We start from the raw sequence: 20,977 nt of genomic DNA on the forward strand, positions 1-20,977 counted from the left end.
CTACTACTTAGCTTTGATAATACTTAGTACGGCAACACGGTCAGCATCTGTAAATTGTACATTTTCAGTTACTTCGATGTCACGAATAAGCTTAGCGTCGCCAATATCCATATCTGTTACATCAATTGTAATTGCTTTTGGTAAATCTTCAATCTTTGCTTTGACTCTCAAACGTCTTTTTGAAATATTTACAAGTCCTTTGTTTTTCACACCGATTGAATCACCGACCGCTTCAACAGGAACCATATAGTGTGTTACAACACCTGGCTGTGCCACCATTAAATCTACATGTAAAAGTTTTCCTGTTACCGGATGAGACTCATATGCCTGAACAACAACCTGCATCTCTTTTCCATCAATTGAAACAGGAAATGCCAATGTGTTTTTATTACGAACAGTACGGATATACTCATTTTCTTTAAATGCAGCATTGATATTTTCAAGCCCTTTTCCGTAAATATTCGCAATTAGATAACCATCACGGCGAAGCGCTTTTGTGCCCTTTTTGCCAATACTCTCTCTAACTATACCTTCTAACATATGAAGTCCTTTGTCTTTTAAAATAGGCGCAATTATACAGTTTTATGGATTAAACTTTACTTTAAATCAAAAATATCATCATCGTCAGAAGATATTTCAACTTTTGGCAGTTCATTTTCTTCAGCCATATCTGCCATTGTCCCGCTTATAAGTCCGTTCATTTTCAGTTCTACATCAGAAGCACTCGTCGCATTGTTAAGCGCTTCTTCTTTGGAAATAACACCTTCATTGTAGAGATCCAGAATAGCCTGGTCAAAACTTTGTGATTTGTAATGCTCTTTTCCTGCTTCAATTGCATCACGAATTTCGTAATCTCTGTTTTCCAAAATAAGTTTTTCAATTGTCGGAGTCCGTACCAGTACTTCAAGAGCGGCGCGGCGCTTTCCGTCTACAGTAGGTATCAGCCTTTGAGAAACTACTCCCTGCAAAACACCTGCAAGTGAAAGACGCACACGATTTTGCTCATCTGTCGGGAACTGGGCAATTATACGGTTGATCGTCTCTTTCGCATCCACTGTATGCAGTGTTGAAAAAACAAGGTGACCGGTGTCTGCCGCGTGCAGGGCAAGGTTTATCGTCTCCTGATCCCGCATTTCCCCTACCAGAATAATATCAGGGTCTTCACGAAGTGCTGCACGCAGAGCTGTTCCAAAAGAGAGGGTATCCTGGCCTACAGAACGCTGATTGATGATACAGTTTCTGTCCTTGTGCACAAATTCGATCGGATCTTCAATGGTAATTATGTGCTTTTTCTTAGTAAGATTAATCTCATTGACAAGTGCTGCAAGTGTTGTAGACTTACCGCTTCCGGTCACACCCGTCACAAGAACCAAGCCTCTTTCTCTTTGTGTAAAACTTTTGACAATATCCGGTAAATAGAGTTCTTCAAATGAAGGAATTTTGATAGGAATCACACGAAATACTGCCGACACTCCGTCCATCTGAAAAAATATATTGACACGGAAACGGTTGTTTTCATCATAAGGATATACCAAATCGAGCTCTTTTTTTTCAACAAACTCGGCAAAACGCCCTTTTAAAAGTTCTTTTGCAAATATCAAAGCATCCTCTTTTGTTAAAATACCACCGGAAAACTGGACAATATTTCCATTAATCCTTGCCCGAATTACAGCATTGGCCTTTACATGTAAGTCACTGCCTCCCACCTCAATCATTTTTTTCAGATGCAGGCGTATTTTTTTTAACTGCTCAAATGTCAGCTTACTGACATCAACCTCTGTATTCATAATGCCTCCAATATCTCTTGGAATGCTTTTTTAAATGCTTCCAAACCATCATCAATTTGCTTTTGCAGTACTTCATCCATTTTAACACCGGTATCTTCTATCTGTGTAAAATGTCTGTTAATGATTTTTTTATCAATCGGCAAAGCTGCTTTTTTAGAACCATTATGCGCATGAAATGCTTTTATGGTATCTACAGGCGCTGTATTGACACTGTTATACGCCAACAGTTTTTCGATGTAATAATAGGGCGGCAGAGAGTCGTCTTTTACTCCGGTACTGGCAAAAAGAGCCCTGCATCCCTTTACATTCATACTCTGTATCTCTTCATAGATGACAGAAGTATTGTATATGCCTGTCAATCCTGTTTCTATACCGTTTTCTTTTAAGAGTATATCAAGTGCCCGGTCGATTCTGCTGACAAAAATACTGATAACAGTAGGCACGCTTTTGCCATATATTTCACTTCCTTTTTCAAAAGCCTGCGCACAGTATATGGCTTGGGATTTTTTAAAAATCAATGTTGCGTTCACAGGGATTCCAACAGATGTCAACGCCTGCATCGCTTCATACCCAGCTTCTGTGGCCGGAACTTTTATCATAACATTTTCTCTGTTTATCGCCTTAAAAAGCCTTTTTCCCTCTGCAGCAGTTGCCTGTGCATCATCACACAAAAAAGGATCAACTTCTATACTGACATATCCGTCATCCCCTTTGTCGTATAAGGGTTTTAAAATATCTGCTGCTTTTCGTATGTCATATATTGCCACTGCTTCATATTTTTCTTTTGGAGAAAGCGCATCCAGTGATGCAAGTTGCTCTTTGTATGCAGGAGAGCTTAAAATTGCATTCTTAAATATTGCCGGATTTGAAGTGGCTCCATTGATTATTTTTTTGTCTATAAGCTCTTTAAATTCTTTGTCCAGGTAATCTCTTTCTATAAAATCAGCCCATAATGAAAACTTCAAATCTTCTATATACATTTTAATTCCTACTGTTTAGTAATTTTTGAAATCTATTATAACCCAATCAATCTAAAATTAAGCTAGTTTCTTTGGTACTGTAAAATGAAATACAGTACTGTTTTTTTCACTCTCAACCTCTATTGTTGTATGAAACTGTTTGTGCATTATCATTTGTGACATGTAAAGGCCAAGTCCTGTCCCATTCTTGCCTTTTGTACTGAAATAAGGTTCAAAAATAGAATCAATATGCTCTTTTTTTATCCCTCCCGCATTATCTTCAATTTCTAACTGCAAGGCATCTCCCCGGTTCTGTACACGAATAATTATTTTCGGATCTTTAATCTCTCTTGCAATCAGTTCATCAACGGCGTTATTTAAAATATTCAACAGTACCTGAATAAGTTCATTGGTATATGTATTGATAACTGCACTGTTTTTTTGCATATATAAAATTTTTATATATGTTTCTTTGAGTCTCGGTTTAGTAAAATTAATCGCTTTTTGTATCAACTCGTTTATCTCTATGGAGTTTATCTCTTTTTTGGGATGAAAATAGGTTTGAAAATCATCAATCGTGGCCGAAAGGTAGGCAATAGTATTGTTTATCTCTTCAAAAGCGGTTTCATATTCTTTTTCTCTGATCTCTTTTCCCAACAGGCGTTTTATCTGTAAATTTGATATATTGAGGGTGACAGTTGAAAGAGGCTGACGCCATTGGTGGGCTATCATGCTTATCATCTCGCCCATAACCGCCTGTTTGGACTGTACAGACAATATTTTATCTTTTTTCGTCAGTTCATCCAGCTGCTTTTTGAGCATATTTTTCTGTTCAATGATTAAACTTGCCGCTTCATTCATACGCTTTTGATAAAAATAGATAATGATACTTACAAGAATAAGCACAAAAGAGATATACGTCACCTGAAACAAAGAATACGATACATGTACAAAAGGCTGTATCGGTGCGATGAGCAAGAAAAACACCATTGCCGCAACCCAAAAAAACACATGCCTGTCACTTCCAAAGTAGAGAAGAATAATAGGGTAGGTAAAAATCCATATATGTTTTAATTCTTCAGGCTTGCTCATATAAACCAGGAGTAAAAACAGTATACTGTACTGCAGAGTCATCAAAAAAGATATGACTTTAAAATACTTTTTATTGATACGTAAAGCCAACATGAGTCCAACAGCACTTAACAATAAAACAGTTTCTACAGGAATAAGCGCCGGTGTTGCTCTGAGAATATTTGCACTGATCCCAAAAATCAATCCGGCAAAAGAGAGTAAAAAAACAATATTCACCATTTGAAATTTATTTTTTAATTCACTTTCATCTTCTTTAAAATCCCAGCCACTGGTAAAAAAGTTCTCTAACAATTTGTTTTTCATGGTAAATATATCTTATCCTGCAGTTCTTTATACTCACTTTGTACATCACTGTCCAAAGTAATTCCACCGCCGCTTTTATAAAAGTACCCCTTGGCACTCTTTTGTATAAAACGTATCATCACACCGCTGTCCAGGCTGTTCCCGTCAAACACACCAAATACTCCACTGAAAAATCCGCGGGCATAGCCTTCAATATCTTCAATAATATTGACGGTACTTTTTTTGGGTGCACCGCTTATACTCCCCGCCGGAAGAAGTGTTTGCAATATTGTACCGAGTTCTTCCTGCCAGTTTACATGTAAAGAACCGCGTATATGGGAGCTTATCTGTAAAAGTTTCTTCTCCCCGGCTTCTATTGTCTGTATATAACGAAATCTCTCTACTGTAACATCAGAAGCGACCATGGAAAGATCATTTCTGAGCAAATCTACTATCATAATATGCTCAGCCATCTCTTTTTCATCGGCTAATATTTTTTTCTCGGCATTGACTTTGGCAGCATCAATAGTGCCTTTCATAGGAAAGGTATGAATCGTATTGTCGGCTATTTGTATAAATTTTTCAGGAGAAAAGCAGAGAAACTCATCTTTATAACGCAGTTTATAATGCGCATTTGCCACCCTGAACATCTCTTTTAAAGTAAGGTCTGTTTTTACAGGTGTCTGTTGGGTAAGATTGAGGATATAGGTCTCGCCTGATTTAATCTTTTCAATAACAGCATCAAATTTTTTTTTATACTCTGAAAATTTTATGGGATCAGTCTGAAGGGTATGCAAATGTTTTTTGAAACTGTATTTTTCGTTAATACAAAACTCTATATCTTCTTTTTCCAGGTCTTCAAGAAGAATTACCTCAACATTTTCCCCTTTAAAGTCACTTATAAACAAAAACGGCTTTTTCTGTTTTGCCAAAACATTTATTTTCTCAAAACTCATGCAATCAGTTTTTTGAGTATAGCCATTCGTATATTAACCCCGTTACTCACCTGCTCCAAGACCTTGCAACGCTTATCTTCGAGCATTGCATCACTGATATCGATATTTCGATGAACTGGTCCCGGGTGCAGGAGTATAATCTCTCTGTCTCCAATGAGTTCCTCCGTTATACAAAAATCGCTTGCATAGTCTTTTAACGAAGCGTAACTTTGCGAAGAGTGTCGCTCTGTCTGTGTACGAAGACTCATAATAGCATCTACCTCGTCAATAATCTCTGACAAATAATGAGTTGTTCTTAGATGGGTTTTTGGTAAAAAATGCGGTGGTGCCACCAAAATCACCTCCATTCCAAAACGTGTTAAAAGTTCTATATTTGAGTTTGCAACACGGGAGTTTTTAATATCTCCGACAATAGCGATTTTTTTTCCTTCAAGTGAGCCAAAGTGCTCCTTGAGTGTATACAAATCCAAAAGGGCCTGAGAAGGATGGGCATGGGCACCGTCGCCGGCATTGACAATGCTAGCCTTGGTATGCTTTGAAAGAATCTGGGGCACACCCGCATTTTCATGACGGACTATGATGGCATGTGGTCCCATAGCATCAAGATTCATTGCCGTATCTACAAGTGTTTCACCTTTTTTTGTAGAACTTTTTGCAACATCAAGATGCACTATTTCAGCACCGAGTCTTTTTGCGGCTATTTCAAACGAACTTTTTGTTCGTGTCGAATTTTCAAAAAAAAGTGTAATAATAATCTTGTCTTCTAAAATTCTTTCAAAACGGCCGTCACTGAATTTTTTTGCATCTGCCAACAACCTTTGTATCTCTTCTTTTGTAAAATCATCAGTACGTATTAAATGCTGCATTTTTATCCTAAATTATATAATTTACAAATTATACAGGAGTTGGCTTATAGTGTCAATATCCTCTTGAATTTTCAACACACCAAATCCGCTTTTGTCAAAATAAGGCCGACTGATTTTATCAAAACCAGCCTCTTGATCCCGGCAGTTAAATCCAACTACATGCGCAATATTTTTATCTTCCAAAGCTTTTTTACTCAACAGAGTATCATTAATGCAGCCCAAAGAGCAGTGTGTTACCAGGAGTGCGGGTGCTTCAAACTCTGCTATCAGGTCAATAATCATATACTTTTCATCCACAGGCACATATAATCCGCCCGCCCCTTCGATTATCAATACATCACACAGTTTCTCAAGCTTTTGCACAGTTACATGTAATCTGCTCTTATCAAGTGCCGTACCGCCTGATGCGACAAAAGGAGCGGCAGGAAGTTCATATGATACAGGAACTATATCTTCTACATGTAAACCCAAAAACTCCGGATTTAATTTTTGCACCAATGTCAAAAGTTCACTTCCATCAGGATAAAAACCATCAACAACACCTGTTTCTATCGGTTTCATCACACCTACACGCAAACCTCGCGAAGCAAATGACTCCAGTAGAAGTTTTGTAGTATATGTTTTGCCTATATCGGTATTGGTAGCTGTTACAAAAATACGTTTTGCCAAATCTATTTCCTTTTTTCAAATTATATCATAGAAAACCAAACTATATATTGATAACCACTATCGATATTAATATATACTTAAGAAAGAGCATGCTACAATTTCAAAAATTGATACTAATTATCATTAAAAGGCTTCTTATGTCAGACACAATACTAAAATCAAAAATACAGACTCTGCTGCAGCAATCTGCTTATGACAAAAGTGTTAAACTCATTTGTCCTATTGTTAAAATACTTTCTATGAGATATCCATATCTTTCAAAAAATAAAATTTATACACTCACAAAGTCTCTTGTATAGCATGAAGATAAAAGAATATATCGGTTCTATTATAGCGAATGAAGGGTATGGCGTCTGTTATGAGCCTATAATTGAGTTAAAAAATATGGAAATATTTGCCTATGAGGCATTAAGCCGATTTAAATACGGAAATACTATCATATCTCCTTATGAATTTTTTAAGAGTATCCATCAAAATATTGAACTCTTCTTTTATGTTGAAACTGTTTTGAAAAAATTTCAGTTGCACCATCAGCCTCCCGGCAAAAAATTATTTTTAAATCTTGACCCTGATGTCGCTATCAGTGATCATCATGTTGCTTTTTGGATCGACTTTTTCCAAAATACCGATAATGTTGTTGTGGAAATTATAGAAAATTCTGATGAAGAAAATGCTCAGGATGTTGAAAATTTTATGGACTGGATGAATGAATATGAAATATCCTATGCCTATGATGACTTTGCCAAACCAAACAGTATCTATTTTACCTCTCTGTTATGCAGAGCGGATGTTATTAAACTGGATATAGATGTTTTAAAGAGAATCAAACAGCATCCCGCATATATAGAAGTGATGAAAGGTGTTGTCAACTATGCAAAAATCTCATCCAAAAAAACGATTTTGGAAGGTATTGAAAACAGCAATGATTTAAAAATAGCACAAGAGATGGGTATTGACTATATACAGGGTTATCTTTTTAAAGAGACGTTTATAAATATTTGGAAAAATGATGAAAATATATGCAGATGATCATCAGCACACTGCCAAATGGCAAGTGCTGAGAATAAAATTAGTTTGTATCTTGGTTGACAATTTTATTTGCTGAAATCCAAGGCATCATTTCACGTAACTTTACACCAGTCTGTTCAATCAATGAAGCACGGGCATTTGCTCTTTCTGCATTCATACGAGGATACCCGGCCTGACCTTCAAGTATAAAGTCTTTTGCAAATCTGCCGTCTTGAATCTCTTTGAGAATCTCTTTCATTGCCTCTTTTGATTCTTTGTTGATAACACGTTTGCCAGAAACATAGTCACCATACTCAGCAGTGTTTGAGATAGAGTATCTCATATCGGCAATTCCGCCCTCAAACATCAGGTCAACGATAAGCTTGAGTTCGTGAAGACACTCAAAGTAAGCCATTTCAGGAGCATATCCGGCTTCTGTCAATGTTTCAAAACCGGCTTGAACCAAAGAAGTAACACCGCCGCAAAGAACAGCCTGCTCTCCAAAAAGGTCAGTTTCTGTTTCATCTTTGAAAGTTGTTTCAATAATCGCAGTACGCCCGCCACCGATTGCAGAAGCGTAAGAGAGTGCCAACTCTTTTGTAGTTCCTGAAGGATCATTTTCAATAGCAATAAGATCCGGAATACCGCCGCCGCGTACAAATTCAGAACGTACGGTATGCCCCGGAGCCTTTGGTGCAATCATAGTAACATTGATATCTGCAGCAGGAATAATACTCTTGTAGTGAATGTTAAAACCATGACCAAAAGCGATCGTATCGCCCGCTTTTAAATTTGGTTCAATCTCTTCTTTGTAAATTCTTGCCTGATCTTCATCAGGAAGAAGAATCATAACAACATCTGCTTTTGCAGTAGCTTCAGCAACTGTTAAGACCTCAAATCCTTTTGCCTCGGCTTTTGCCCAGCTTGCGCCGCCTTTACGAAGACCGACAACAACATCTACACCGCTGTCTCTAAGGTTTTCAGCGTGTGCGTGCCCCTGAGAACCAAATCCTATCATTGCAACTTTTTTGCTTCTGATTATATTAATATCACAATCTTTATCATAGTAAACATTTAATGCCATTACATTTCCTTGAGCTTCATGGGTATATCCCTTGAAAAATTTGTCGCATTATACTCTATTAATAGTAAAACTTTTATTATACTAAACTTATATTGCCATCCCAAAGCAAACTTAAGCATACCAGTAACTCATCAAGAGGTAAGATGTGAAGTAGCTATTCTGAAGGCTCTACTAGTAGAGTTGAAAAATAGATGCTTTGCAGATTGCCTCTTTATGTGTTATCCAAAGGACGATTAAAAGAACATACACTTGACTTCGTTACAAATCCTTGAAGCTACTAGTAGCTCCTGCGAATTTGTGCCTCGCAATTGCATATTCTTTTAATCGCTGGTATGCTTAAGTTTGCTTTGGGATGGCAATAACTTCTGTTAAATTATCTGAGTTAATCTCATACTCTGTATAATATGAAAAAATTTGGAGAAAAAATGAAAAAATTCAACCTTTTTAATGAAGTTGTTACAGTTGATAAATCAGAACTGCTTAAAGCAATAAACTCTGCAAAAGAGTACGGCATCAATATAGACGGAGCAATAAAATATGTGCCTTTTGACGAAACAGAAATCCTCATCTATCAGGGCAGGCATACACCTCTGCCGATGAATGCACTCTCATCGGCAAAAACACCTTCTCTTGCAGAAATATTTGGTAACAATTATCAAATCACCGAAAATGAACAGCAGGTACTTATAAAAGCATTTTCCAATTGGCAGGAGTTGATTAGAGTGAATACACCCCGTGCCTCCTATGATGATACAACAGGCGACGGTGTTGACAAATTTGCCGATGAAACACTTGAAGAGATAGGCTGGAATGCAACAGAATTTGACATAAACTACAGAACGCTTGTTGATATCCTTGAAAAAGAGTGTGAGGGAACACTGCTGTGCATAGAACAGGAAGATCCGTATAAATTCAGCGGACTGGGTTTTTTGGATGATAACACACATGCAAAAGAAATTCTTTTTTCCTACTGTCAAAATGAGATTAAAAAATTAATGAGCGAAGATCCTTTATATACAACAGAGAAACTTACTGACGATGAAAAAGAAGCAGCTGAGTATTTCAAATGTCTTTAAACAAACAAAAAATTACTATAGAGTATAAATACAGAGGATCAATAGAGTTCCCCGATACTCCTGAAGCGAAAGATATTTTTTTTAAAACAAAACAGGCCTATGCGAATCATGAAAAAATGAGCATAAACCTTCTGTTTTGTGATGCAAAGCTGGCAAAATTAAAAAAGTATCAAAAAGGCGGCGCAGAAAAAGAGCTGCTGAACCTGGATTTTTATATAAACCTGGGTGAAATTCTGGGTTTTCCCACAAATGACGCCCAACAGTTAAAAAAGCGTATTCAAATTATCAACGACACGGCACATTCAAGTTTCAATATTACAAAAAGGCTCAAACTTATCAACAAAAAACAAAAATCACAGGCCAAACAAAGTTATCTTTTTTGGGATATAGAAAATTTTTCAAGTATTGCCTCGATTTTCAATGATATTATCGAGCCTTACAAAATTTCTGATACCAATATTTTTTTAGCAGCAAACCCTGATTCCCTCTATCTTAAACGAGCGGAATGGGAGGCAAATTTATATGATTACGGCAAAACACTCAACTCATTTAATTTTATAAAGTGTGATCATGGAAAAAATGTGGCAGATGATGTTTTACTGCAGAATTTTCAAGATGCCGGATTAAAAAATACAAATGTCTTTATTTTGACTTTTGACAGAGAATTAAAAGAACGTTTCAGCGAAATAACCCATCCAAGTAATAATCTTTTCATAATGGCTCAATAAGCTTTTCCTGTGGTTCGCCAAGGTAATACCCTTGCGCATATTCTATACCAATTTCTCTGACAACATCCAACACCTCGGCAGAGTGCACAAACTCTGCTATGACTTTTTTCCCAAGTTTTTTTGCAAATACCACAATTGTTTCGACAATCAAGCGCGAATTTTGATCCTGATGAATATTTTTAATCAGCGAACCGTCTATTTTCATATAATCACATGAAATACTTGTCATATATTGAAAATTGGCAAATCCGCTTCCAAAATCATCAATGGCAATGGATGCGCCTGATGCATAGACTTCTTTTGTAAAATCGTTTACGATATTTTCGTTCGTATACTCCTGTGTTTCCAGAATTTCTATTGTTAACTGCTTTGCAATATTATACTCTTTGATTTTTTCAAAAAGAAAATTTCGCATTTTTTCGCTGAATATGTCACTGAAAGAGAGATTGATGCTAAAGTCCAAACCGTTGCCGGCAAAAAAAGAAAATGTTTTTTCTATCATAATTTCGGTTATTCGAGGGTAGAGCCTTATTTTTTCACTGATTTCAAGAAAAAAATAGGGAGAAAGAATTTTTCCATCAGCTTTTCTCAGGCGTACAAGTGCTTCATATTTTTCAATTTTTCCTGTTTTTATACTAAAAATAGGCTGATAGTACGGAATAATGTCATCATTCTCTATCGCTCTTTTAATCTCATTTGCCATTTGCAGATTTGACTCATATTTTTTTGCAAGTTCTAAAGATTTATTGAAAATCAAATAGGGTTTGTGCGCTTTTTTCGCAGCTTTAAGCACCATATCGGCATTAGCCAGACCGGTTTTTTTCTCATTGATATATGCTGCTGAAACAGTCACCGAAACATGAATAACCTGATCTTTTACCAAAAACTCTTTTTGTTCTATAGTACTTATAAGCTGTTGAATGGTATTTTCAATAACAGTATAGGTTTGTTCTTTATTTGAAATAATAGCAAACTCATCCGAAGGTAACTTAAATAACTCCATTCCCTCACGTTTTGTAAATTCGTGTAAATATTGCGACATTTTCACCAACACAGTATCGCCTACCGCATGCCCGTAAAAATCATTTATAGTAGTAAAATCATCAATATTTACCAAAAAAACTGTTTCACCCACACACTCATCTATCCTGTCAAGCAGACTCAATCTGTTTGGCATCTCTGTCAATTTATCAAAATATGCCTGTTTGTAGATAAACTCTGCACTTCTTTGCACTCTTTTTTCAAGTTCGGCATTTAACTCAGCCAACTCCTGCGATACGCTGTTTGCAAGGTTTGCAAGGGCATATTCTGTACTCACTGCGAAATCTTTTTTGTGTATAACACTTTTTCTGTGAACACTCTCGAGTGTTTTATTGCTTTCGCTTAGACCAAGCAGAGTAATGGATTCATTAAGCAAATCACTTTTCTGATTAGAAAAAAATTCTCCATAAGTAAAAAAACCACTTATGTCGCCAAGCGTAGAGAGTCCTTCTAATTCATACTCTATATATTTTTCCATAAAACGTCTTCTTGCCATACAGGAGTAAACAAATACGGCTTCGGGTTGAAACTGAAGTCTGTCAAATATTTTATCCAGCTGATATTCACCGCTTTTTAGCAGATTATCAACATTGCCTACACCAAAACGGACTTTCTCACCCTCGTCAAGATTGCCGGCAAAGGTCAACGAACCGTCTTCGTGTTTAAACAGTACTGCCCTGCCTATGTTCACCCCGTCTTTTTCAAATATAAGTGGAAATTCTATACCGATTTTAGGAAGATTTTGAGCCAGTTCTTTGCCCATATATTTTGCATACATATCTACGGCGCTTATACCGTCTATTTCATATACTCTGTTTTTAACTGCTTTTGTAATTGTAAGCTTCTTGCCTATAGGTGTCCAGTCAAAACTGTAGTGTGTAAAAACATTCAATGCATCAGAATTCAAAGTAACACCGACTGCTCCATTCTCAGTAATATGCTTATTGTTAAATACAAAAGTTTTTTTGAGTTCTCCGTTGTCACCGGCCAACCCGCCTGAAACTACGATGTTTGGATTAATACTGTTAATGCCCTTTAGGAACTCTTCCCCGTTTGTGTGGAGTCCGTCAGCAAAACTGATGAGTGCTTTTGTATTGGGACGAAGAATTTTTCTTAATAATTTTTTACCGCAGATATAGCTCATTTGTGTAGAATCGGCATGCTCGACAAGGATAGCCTTCAACTCTGTCTTTTCAAATTTCGTAAAGGTTACAACATGCTTTGATGCAATATAAATATCTGTATTGTGCAAGGCACCATCTGTTGTTGTCCCGATAATCGTAGTCTGGGGATAAGTTGTTGCAAAATAGTTTTGTATCTCTTTTATCTCTTGAAGATTATTATTTGCACAAAATATTTGTATAAGTGTTTTAGAGTCTGAAGCAAAAGGCTTCATTTTTTTTAATTCTGATATATTTTGAAACGTTATAGTTTTATTTAACATAGTTATATTGTAGTAAACTGAAGCTTTAATATCATTGATACCATAGCAAAGCAGTAGGAATATTGCTGTGAATGTTAATATATCTCAGGGGTTTTTAGAGGTGCCCTTCAGTTGTAAAAATCTTTGTAAAATAATCATTGCTGAAAGTGAGTCCACTCGACCATCGCGGATATATTTTATTTTACCTTTCATCATCTGCTCCGCTTCAAGTGAGCTGCCGGCTTCATCCTGATAAAAGATTTCTCCCTCAAAAGCAACCAGATTCATAAAATGTTCAATACGTCTGCGCATCTCATCTTCACTGCTCCCGCCCAGAGGAATGCCTATGACAACCACATCAGCTTCCCACTCTTTTATGGCTTTTTTTACTTCCAGTGAAGCCTGGTTGCGGTTTTTTCTTATAATGGCGGGAAGAGGTGTAACGATCTCTTTATGTGCTGAATATGCCAATCCGATACGTTTGAGCCCCAAATCTATTGCAATATATTTCAAAACTATTTACCCAGACAAAAAGAGCCGAACATTTTATCAAGCATTTCATCATTTTCAAACGGACGGGTAATGCCTGCCATTGCCTTTACAGCTTCATTGAGATGAAAAGAAAATATTTCCAATTCCTGATCCTTGAGCGGTTCAAAAGCCTCTTGTATATTTTGCATTGTCGCTTCAACTGCAGAAATTTGACGCTCAGAGATAAGCATAATCTCATCACTTACATTGTTTGAGTCCATAATTTCTTCAAGCTTTTTAACCAAAGCCGTCACATCACTCTTGGAATTCAATGCCAAATCAAAAGCCAAACCCGGCAAGTCAAATTTTTCTTCCAGGTCTATTTTATTTTTAACAACAAGTATCTCTTTTTTTTCTTTGTTTGAGGCAATAAGTTTTACTATTTCTTTGTCTTGTGCATCTGCAACGCGCGAAGCATCAAACAAAGCTATAACAATATCACTTTCACGGATTGCCTCAAGGCTACGCTGTATTCCAATACGCTCTATTTCATCGTTTGATTCACGAATACCGGCAGTATCTACAATCCGTATAAGATGTGTGCCTATTCTGACCTGTTCTTCTATTGTATCCCGCGTTGTGCCTGCTATATCACTGACTATCGCACGGTTATAATTAAGCAGGGCATTCAAGAGTGAACTTTTACCAACATTTGGCTTTCCGATAATAGCCACCTTAAACCCTTGCATCAATCCCTCTCTTGACTTTGAAGCAATAAGGGTTTTTTCGAGCAGTGCATAGAGTTCCTCAAGTTTTGATTCTATCTGTGCTACCAAATCCTGAGGCAAGTCTTCTTCTGCATAATCTATAGTAACCTCACTGTATGCCAGAATATGAATAATCTCATCTCTGACCTGCTCTATAAATTCTTTCAAAGAACCTTTCATCTGAGAAGCCAAAATTTTTGCCGCATCTTCACTTTTGGCTTCTATAAGCTGTGCTATGGCTTCTGCTTCACTCAAGTCAATTCTTCCGTTTAGAAAAGCCCGTTTTGAAAATTCACCGGCATTGGCAAGACGTGCCCCTGCTTTGAGTGTTGCTCTGAGAATACTCTGTGCAACTATAAAACCGCCGTGACACTGTATCTCTACAACATCCTCAGCAGTAAAAGAGTATGGTCCCTGAAAGTAAATAACTATCGCTTCATCAACAAGCTCATTTTCATTATTGTAAATATTTGTGAGTGTGGCATGTCTGGGGATGAAATTCTCTTTACATGTAAGCTGTTTTGCTATTGTCAGAGCTTTTTCACCACTCAGACGAATAACAGCAATAGAGCCAATGCCATTTGCTGTTGCAATGGCAGCTATAGTTTCATTCATAGTCTAGTTGTTGTGATAGTCATTAATGATTATGTATTTCAGACCGTCTTTTGTAGAACGGATAACTACGTATTTGTCCGGATACCGTTCACGCAACTCTTTGAGTGCAATTTGTACCAGTACACCGTCAAGTATTTTTGTCTGTGCCCGTCCGTCTCTGTCAATATTTTCATAAACATTTGTTAGGTATCTCCCAACCGACTCTTCCTGGTTTTTTAAAAACTCTGCTATCTCAAGACGTATTTGCAAACCATATTTTGTATTAATCCAATTAAACAGCATATAAGAGAGAGCCTTGTATCTATAGCCCTCTTTTCCTATAAGAAGTGCTGCATCTTCACCCTTAAACTCAACCAACAGTGTTTCTTTGTCATAGGCTGAAACTTCAACTTTTTCTATGTCAAAACAGATAAGAGCAAAGAGTTGGTTAATGTCTTTTTCAACCTCTGTAACAATTGTTTCTATATTTGGAGTATCGCTCACTTCTTCTATTGCTATATCATCATATTCATCATCATAGTCTGCTGTATATGCAAGCCCACTCGCCAAATCTTCTTCGAGTTCATCTTCATCCTGATCACTTACAAATGACGTAGGCATAATTGTATCGTTGAGCATTGTGTGCTGTTGTATATCATCATTTGTATCCGGCAAAATTTCCGGAGCCTTTTGAGGAGCCTTTTGAGGAGTCTTTTGCGGTTCTTTTTCTTCTTTGGAAATCTCATTTTTTATTGTTGCAACTATTATGGCTTTCTTTTTAAAAAAGCCTAAAAAGCCACTGCTTGGAGCCTGTACAACTTCAACAGCCAGCTGCGTTACAGAGCAGTCCAGTGCAGTGGCTGCATCTTTGAATGCACCTTCCAGGGTTACTGCCTCAATCTTAATCATTACTTTTTCTCACTGCTTTTTTCAATTGCCGCTTTTGCATCTTTGGCATTTTTGAACTGCTGATTTACAATATACTGCTGTGCAATTGAGAACAGGTTGTTTGTAAACCAGTACAGCACCAATCCCGAAGGAAAAGTTACAAAGAAAAATGTAAATATGACAGGAAGATATTTGAATACTTTTTCCTGCATAGGATCTGTAAAGTTGTTCGGTGTCATACGTTGCTGTAAAAACATAGACGCACCCATTAAAATCGGCAGCACATAGTACGGATCCATACGGGACAGATCGTTAATCCACAGAATCCATGGCGCACCCTGCAGTTCAACAGCATTCAAAAGTGTTCTGTAAAGCGCGAAAAACACAGGAATCTGCAATATCATAGGGAGACATCCGCCCAATGGGTTGGCACCGTGTTTTTTATACATCTCCATCGTAGCCGCATTGAGACGTTGCGGATCTTTTTTGTACTTTTCTTTGAGCTCTTTGAGTTTCGGTGCCAGTTCTTTCATTTTTTGCATAGAAACCATACCTTTGTATGTCAAAGGATAAAGTACAATTCTGATAATTGCCGTCAATGCAATAATAGCCCATCCCCAGTTTCCAAAAATTCCGTGTAACCAGGAAAGCAGTGCAAAAAGAGGTTTGGCAGCAAAAGTAAACCAGCCGTACTCTATAGCATTTGTCAGCATCGGATCAATCGCTTTAAGGACTTTATGCTCTTTTGGTCCGATGTATCCGTGTATGTTCTCTTCTTTGCCTGCTTCAAAGTAGACAACCGGGTTGTCATCTTTTCCGCGCTCAACAATAACATTCGTATCTTTTTTAAATCCATAGAGTATAATCGCAGTGTACTGATCAAACGATGATGCAAGTTTTACACCCTGAAATACTTTTCTGCCCTCGGCATCACCGTCTTCAATAATATGCACAACATCATCATCTGTATAGATGAGTGCACCGGCAACTGCCATAAGCTTTTTGGAAACCTGCGGTCTGTCTCCCAGATAAACATAATGTCTGACATCCTGCGATGTAGATATTTTTGCATCATAATGCCCATCTGCATAAAATGTCAGTACTTTTGTAACGGTAAGATTTGACAACTTTTGTGTCAGCGTAACAGTAACCGGCTTGTCGGATAGCTCTACACTGCTTACATTTGCACTATATGCCACTTTTGTAGCTTCATCATTAACAGCATCATCACTGAAACGGATATAAAGCGGTTTCGTTCCAAATTCCGGAATAACCTGTGCATGCAGATTATCATCATTTCTGAACTTTTCTTCAAGCAACTCTTTTGAAGAGATACGTCCGAGCGTGTCAATTTTTAAGATAAAATTCTTGTTTGTAATTGTAACGATGGTATTGGATATGCTTTTATCTGCTTTTTCCAATTCAGATACAGCATGTCCTGACGCCTCTTCTACTCGTGATGCAACATCTTTGTTCTGTGTATCTGTTAAAGACGCAGCATTTTCTGTTTTAGCATTCTCTGCTACCTTTTGTTCTTTTGGCGGAAATATCGCAGTATAGCCTACGAAAAAAATTATTGACAATAGTACGGCGACTATCAGTCTTTGGTTTGGTGACATTTTGTCTAACACAAATTACCCTTTATATAAAAAATTTTTTATGATGTAATAGCGGTTTTTTTTATTTGGAACCAACCAATATTTTACAGTATCAATCTCAAGTTTAGCGGGCTCTAAAGAGAGTTTGTCCAGGAGTGGATACTCTATTCCGCCGTCAAAAAATTGATTGCAACGTAGTATTCTAGTAAAAGAGTGGTAAAAAGCACTTGAAATTGAATTATTTTCGAAATTTATACGTGCATATTCGCTACATGTAGGATAATAGCGGCATGATCCATAGCCGATAAGTGTAAAAAATTTCTGATAGAGCCATAAAAGCTTAAGTAAAAGTTTTCGCACGGGTTAATACTTTATGGAAATCATTGGTGAGTTTTTCAAATGGTGCGTCAAAGATTGCCGCTTTTGCAACAAATACATAGATACCATCTTTTAGTGAATAGGAGTACTCACAAAAAAGCGCACGAAGACGGCGCTTCGCCCGATTACGCTTTACCGCATTGCCAAGTTTTTTGGTGGCGGTAAAACCTACTTTGCGTACTCCTGGTTGAGGAAGGAAAAAGAGGACAACACTCTGAGAATGCTGGTTTTTTCCTTTGTTGTAAACATATTGAAACTCTTTATGGAGTTTCAGTGTGTTGAATCCGCCTATACTGTCAATTTTTTACGACCTTTGGCACGACGACGATTAATGATGTTACGACCATTTTTAGTAGCCATTCTGGCTCTAAAACCGTGTGTTCGCTTTCTAGGTGTATTGTGTGGCTGGTATGTTCTTTTCATTCGACATATCCTTATCTGATTTAAGTTCGGAAGTTTACAAAAACTTTACTTAAAGCGTGGTTAAGGTTTTTAAGAAACCTTAACTTCCACCTCACCGTTTACAACGGTAAATTCAACATGAGAGCCCTCTTTCACTGTACCTTCAAGAATCAAGTCAGCCAAACGGTCTTCCACAATTTCGTACAATGCTCGTTTGAGCGGACGTGCTCCGTATACAGGGTCAAATCCGGCTTCTGCAATATACTCTTTTGCCTCTTCACTTAAAGAAAGTTCAATATTTCTCTCTTTGACTTTGTTGACAATCTCGTTAAAGAATATATCAACAATTCCTTTAATTTGTTCTTTGCCAAGCGCATTAAAGATTACCACTTCATCAAGTCTGTTCAAAAATTCAGGCTTAAAGGCTTTTTTGAGTTCGGCCATAACCATGCCTTCAAGTTCAGGACTTCCTGAATGAGTGATAATTTTGTCACTTGCAATATTTGATGTCAGGATGATAATAGTATTGCTAAAATCAACCGTAACACCTTTGTTGTCTGTCAAACGCCCGTCATCAAGCACCTGAAGAAGCATATTGAACACATCAGGATGTGCCTTTTCCACTTCATCAAAAAGTACAACAGAATAAGGTTTTCTTCTTACAGCCTCTGTAAGCTGTCCTCCCTCTTCATAGCCGACATATCCAGGAGCTGCACCGACCAGGCGTGACACAGCATGTTTCTCCATATATTCACTCATATCAATTCTAATGAGCGCATCCTCAGAGTCAAACAAGAATTTTGCCAAAGTTTTTGCAGTCTGTGTTTTACCGACACCTGTTGGCCCAAGGAACATAAAGCTGCCTATAGGTCTGTTCTTATCGCTCAGTCCTGCTTTGTTGCGTTTAATAGCACGAGCAACAGCATGCGTCGCCTGTGACTGTCCTACAACTGTTTCATTCAGCACATCTTCCACATGCAGGATTTTGTCTTTCTCGCTTTGCAGCATTTTATTTACAGGAATACCTGTCCATCTGCTGACAATAGAAGCAATTGATTCTTCATCAACAGAATTTTTCAAGAGAGTTCCTTCTGCCTGCATTCTGTTCCACTGCTCATTTAAGGCTTTTTCTTCTTCAATGAGTTTTGGAATTTCTCCATACTCAATTTCTGCAGCACGGTTAAATTCAGAACGGCTTTTTGCAAGCTCTGCTTCACGGCGTTTTGCTTCTATTTCTGCTTTAATAGCTGAGATTTTTTCAAACACCTCTTTTTCTGTTTGGAACTGAGACTCAAGTTTTCTTACTTTTTCTTCAATATCAGCCAACTCTTTTTCTATCTCTTCAAGTCGCTTTTTATTCGCAGGTGTCTCTTCCATCTTCAGTGCTTCTTTTTCAACCATAAGCTCTGAGAGCTTGCGTTTTGCGGCACTGAGTTCATTTGGTTCAGACTCTATTTGCATTTTGAGCTCCGCTGCTGCTTCATCGATCAGATCGATCGCTTTATCCGGCAAGAACCTGTCTGCTATATATCTGTCAGAGAGTTTTGCCGCAGCGACCAATGCACTGTCTGCAATACTGACATTATGGTGAGCTTCGAGTCTCTCTTTGATTCCGCGAAGAATCTGAAGCGACTGGTTTACACTCGGTTCATCCACAGAAATCGGCAGGAAACGGCGTTGCAGTGCAGCATCTTTTTCAAAATATTTTCTATACTCTTTGAGCGTTGTTGCACCTATGGTATGGAGTTCTCCACGGGCAAGCGCAGGTTTCAGGATGTTTGCCGCATCCATTGAACCCTCTGATGCTCCGGCACCGACTATAGTATGAATTTCATCAATAAACAGAATAATATTCCCGTTTTCTTTGACTTCATCTATAACCGCTTTGAGTCTGTCTTCAAACTCACCACGGTATTTTGCACCGGCGATCAATGCCGACATATCAAGCGCAACCACACGCTTGTTCTGTAAAGAAGTTGGAACATTGCCACTTTGAATTCTCTGTGCAAGTCCTTCAACCAGTGCTGTTTTACCAACCCCAGGCTCTCCTAGAAGCATTGGGTTGTTTTTCGTTTTACGGATCAGAATCTGCATTGTTCGTGCTATCTCTTCATCACGTCCGATAACCGGTGCGAGTTTTCCCTCCGCTGCTTCTTTTGTCAAGTCAATACCATACTTGGAAAGTGCCTCTAATGTTTCATCCGCTGTTTGCGAATCAATTTTCGCACCGCCGCGAGCTGCTTCAAGCTCTTTGCTCAACTGCATGACATCAACATATTTTGGCAGTATTGTTGAAAACGGCTCTGTATTTAAATTTGCTAATATATATGTATCTACAGCAAGATAAGAATCTCCGTTTTTTGTCATCAGACCTATACCGTTTTCAAGTGTTCGTACAAAATCCTGGGAAAGTTTGATATTTTCTTTTGTCACACTTGAAGATTTTGGCAGTTTTTCTGCCATACTTTTAATATCTAATTCCATTGCGACTTTATCTATACCCAACTTGTTAAACATTTGGTTCAGTACAGAATCCGAATTTGTTAAAAGTGCCCACAAAAAGTGTACCGGCGTCACTTCCTGATTTTTGTTATGTAAAGCTAAAGACAACGCACTCTCAATCGCCTCTGTCATATTATGTGTTAGTTTCTCAAAAATGTTATTCATCTCTCAATCCTTTTTTTTATTTATGCTGAAAGTATACCTTTTTGCAAAATATCATTTTGCTACTTTAGTTGCAAAGCGTTACAATTATACCGACCTGAGTCTTTATTTGTCAAGGAAGTTAAACAAAATCATTCATTAGATTTTTTTAGCACTCATAATAATCTCTCCTACCTAAAGGAACAAAATGTGTTTTTATTACGATTTAAGACAAATAAACAAACACTTTGTTCAAATATTAGCC

Annotated in this window: 20 protein-coding genes; 3 read left to right on the forward strand and 17 right to left on the reverse strand. The window is 37.6% G+C overall.

Annotated elements, in window-relative coordinates; all coding sequences use genetic code 11:
* Window positions 1-3: 3 nt before the first annotated feature.
* Genes ACM66U_RS09065 through bioD form a run of 7 tightly spaced genes read right to left on the reverse strand, consistent with a single transcriptional unit; the run spans window position 4 to window position 6,611 of the window.
* On the reverse strand, window positions 4-540 hold the full coding sequence (locus ACM66U_RS09065) for a 50S ribosomal protein L25/general stress protein Ctc (protein WP_151899794.1): 537 nt from the start codon (window positions 538-540) through the stop codon (window positions 4-6).
* A 56-nt stretch (window positions 541-596) separates the two neighbouring features.
* Window positions 597-1,787: a type IV pilus twitching motility protein PilT gene (locus tag ACM66U_RS09070; protein WP_151899793.1), complete on the reverse strand. Its 1,191-nt coding sequence runs from the start codon at window positions 1,785-1,787 to the stop codon at window positions 597-599.
* Entirely contained in the window at window positions 1,784-2,767 is a 984-nt protein-coding gene (locus ACM66U_RS09075) for a transaldolase (RefSeq protein WP_418640577.1), read from the reverse strand. Before ACM66U_RS09075 ends, ACM66U_RS09070 begins: the two co-directional genes overlap by 4 nt.
* 57 nt (window positions 2,768-2,824) lie before the next feature.
* Window positions 2,825-4,141: a sensor histidine kinase gene (locus ACM66U_RS09080; RefSeq protein ID WP_418640578.1), complete on the reverse strand. Its 1,317-nt coding sequence runs from the start codon at window positions 4,139-4,141 to the stop codon at window positions 2,825-2,827.
* Entirely contained in the window at window positions 4,138-5,076 is a 939-nt protein-coding gene (locus ACM66U_RS09085; RefSeq protein WP_418640579.1) for an aminodeoxychorismate synthase component I, read from the reverse strand. Before ACM66U_RS09085 ends, ACM66U_RS09080 begins: the two co-directional genes overlap by 4 nt.
* A complete protein-coding gene (locus ACM66U_RS09090; protein WP_418640580.1) occupies window positions 5,073-5,942 on the reverse strand; it encodes an aspartate carbamoyltransferase catalytic subunit in 870 nt (289 codons plus the stop codon). The genes ACM66U_RS09085 and ACM66U_RS09090 overlap by 4 nt, the downstream gene beginning before the upstream one ends.
* A 21-nt stretch (window positions 5,943-5,963) precedes the next feature.
* Window positions 5,964-6,611 (reverse strand): dethiobiotin synthase, encoded by a 648-nt coding sequence (gene bioD, locus ACM66U_RS09095; RefSeq protein ID WP_418640581.1) that lies wholly within the window; start codon window positions 6,609-6,611, stop codon window positions 5,964-5,966.
* Window positions 6,612-6,911: 300 nt separating this feature from the next.
* On the opposite strand from bioD, the gene ACM66U_RS09100 reads away from it, so the two are divergent.
* Window positions 6,912-7,640: an EAL domain-containing protein gene (locus ACM66U_RS09100; protein ID WP_418640582.1), complete on the forward strand. Its 729-nt coding sequence runs from the start codon at window positions 6,912-6,914 to the stop codon at window positions 7,638-7,640.
* A 40-nt stretch (window positions 7,641-7,680) separates the two neighbouring features.
* On the opposite strand, the gene ilvC is transcribed toward ACM66U_RS09100, so the two are convergent.
* Window positions 7,681-8,703: a ketol-acid reductoisomerase gene (ilvC, locus tag ACM66U_RS09105; RefSeq protein ID WP_151899787.1), complete on the reverse strand. Its 1,023-nt coding sequence runs from the start codon at window positions 8,701-8,703 to the stop codon at window positions 7,681-7,683.
* Window positions 8,704-9,128: 425 nt separating this feature from the next.
* Between ilvC and ACM66U_RS09110 the strand changes: the two genes are divergently transcribed.
* Together ACM66U_RS09110 and ACM66U_RS09115 are read left to right on the forward strand one after the other, a co-directional pair.
* Window positions 9,129-9,779, forward strand: coding sequence for a hypothetical protein (locus ACM66U_RS09110; protein ID WP_418640583.1), 651 nt, complete (start codon window positions 9,129-9,131; stop codon window positions 9,777-9,779).
* Window positions 9,770-10,507, forward strand: coding sequence for a hypothetical protein (locus tag ACM66U_RS09115; protein WP_418640584.1), 738 nt, complete (start codon window positions 9,770-9,772; stop codon window positions 10,505-10,507). Before ACM66U_RS09110 ends, ACM66U_RS09115 begins: the two co-directional genes overlap by 10 nt.
* On the opposite strand, the gene ACM66U_RS09120 is transcribed toward ACM66U_RS09115, so the two are convergent.
* From ACM66U_RS09120 to ACM66U_RS09160, 9 genes are all read right to left on the reverse strand, one after another.
* Window positions 10,491-12,992 (reverse strand): EAL domain-containing protein, encoded by a 2,502-nt coding sequence (locus ACM66U_RS09120; protein ID WP_418640585.1) that lies wholly within the window; start codon window positions 12,990-12,992, stop codon window positions 10,491-10,493. The genes ACM66U_RS09115 and ACM66U_RS09120 overlap by 17 nt on opposite strands.
* 84 nt (window positions 12,993-13,076) lie before the next feature.
* Window positions 13,077-13,484, reverse strand: a complete 408-nt coding sequence (gene ruvX, locus ACM66U_RS09125) for a Holliday junction resolvase RuvX (protein WP_418640586.1) — start codon at window positions 13,482-13,484, stop codon at window positions 13,077-13,079.
* 2 nt (window positions 13,485-13,486) lie between these two features.
* Window positions 13,487-14,824 carry a tRNA uridine-5-carboxymethylaminomethyl(34) synthesis GTPase MnmE gene (gene mnmE, locus ACM66U_RS09130; protein WP_418640587.1) on the reverse strand — a complete coding sequence of 446 codons (1,338 nt, stop codon included), beginning with the start codon at window positions 14,822-14,824 and terminating at the stop codon, window positions 13,487-13,489.
* 3 nt (window positions 14,825-14,827) lie between these two features.
* Window positions 14,828-15,712 (reverse strand): Jag N-terminal domain-containing protein, encoded by an 885-nt coding sequence (locus ACM66U_RS09135; protein ID WP_418640588.1) that lies wholly within the window; start codon window positions 15,710-15,712, stop codon window positions 14,828-14,830.
* Entirely contained in the window at window positions 15,712-17,322 is a 1,611-nt protein-coding gene (gene yidC / locus ACM66U_RS09140) for a membrane protein insertase YidC (protein ID WP_346389873.1), read from the reverse strand. The genes ACM66U_RS09135 and yidC overlap by 1 nt, the downstream gene beginning before the upstream one ends.
* 3 nt (window positions 17,323-17,325) lie before the next feature.
* Entirely contained in the window at window positions 17,326-17,649 is a 324-nt protein-coding gene (yidD, locus tag ACM66U_RS09145) for a membrane protein insertion efficiency factor YidD (protein ID WP_151899779.1), read from the reverse strand.
* The gene (gene rnpA / locus ACM66U_RS09150; RefSeq protein WP_418641414.1) at window positions 17,630-17,968 is read right to left on the reverse strand and encodes a ribonuclease P protein component; all 339 of its coding nucleotides are present in this window, start codon (window positions 17,966-17,968) and stop codon (window positions 17,630-17,632) included. The genes yidD and rnpA overlap by 20 nt, the downstream gene beginning before the upstream one ends.
* Complete coding sequence (gene rpmH / locus ACM66U_RS09155) at window positions 17,956-18,090, reverse strand: 50S ribosomal protein L34 (protein ID WP_013327469.1); 135 nt, start codon at window positions 18,088-18,090, stop codon at window positions 17,956-17,958. Before rpmH ends, rnpA begins: the two co-directional genes overlap by 13 nt.
* 69 nt (window positions 18,091-18,159) lie before the next feature.
* Window positions 18,160-20,736 (reverse strand): ATP-dependent Clp protease ATP-binding subunit, encoded by a 2,577-nt coding sequence (locus ACM66U_RS09160; protein ID WP_418640589.1) that lies wholly within the window; start codon window positions 20,734-20,736, stop codon window positions 18,160-18,162.
* Window positions 20,737-20,977 lie beyond the last annotated feature (241 nt).

Origin of the sequence: Sulfurimonas sp. ST-27, from assembly GCF_048081595.1 — a bacterium.
GTDB lineage: Bacteria > Campylobacterota > Campylobacteria > Campylobacterales > Sulfurimonadaceae > Sulfurimonas > Sulfurimonas hydrogeniphila.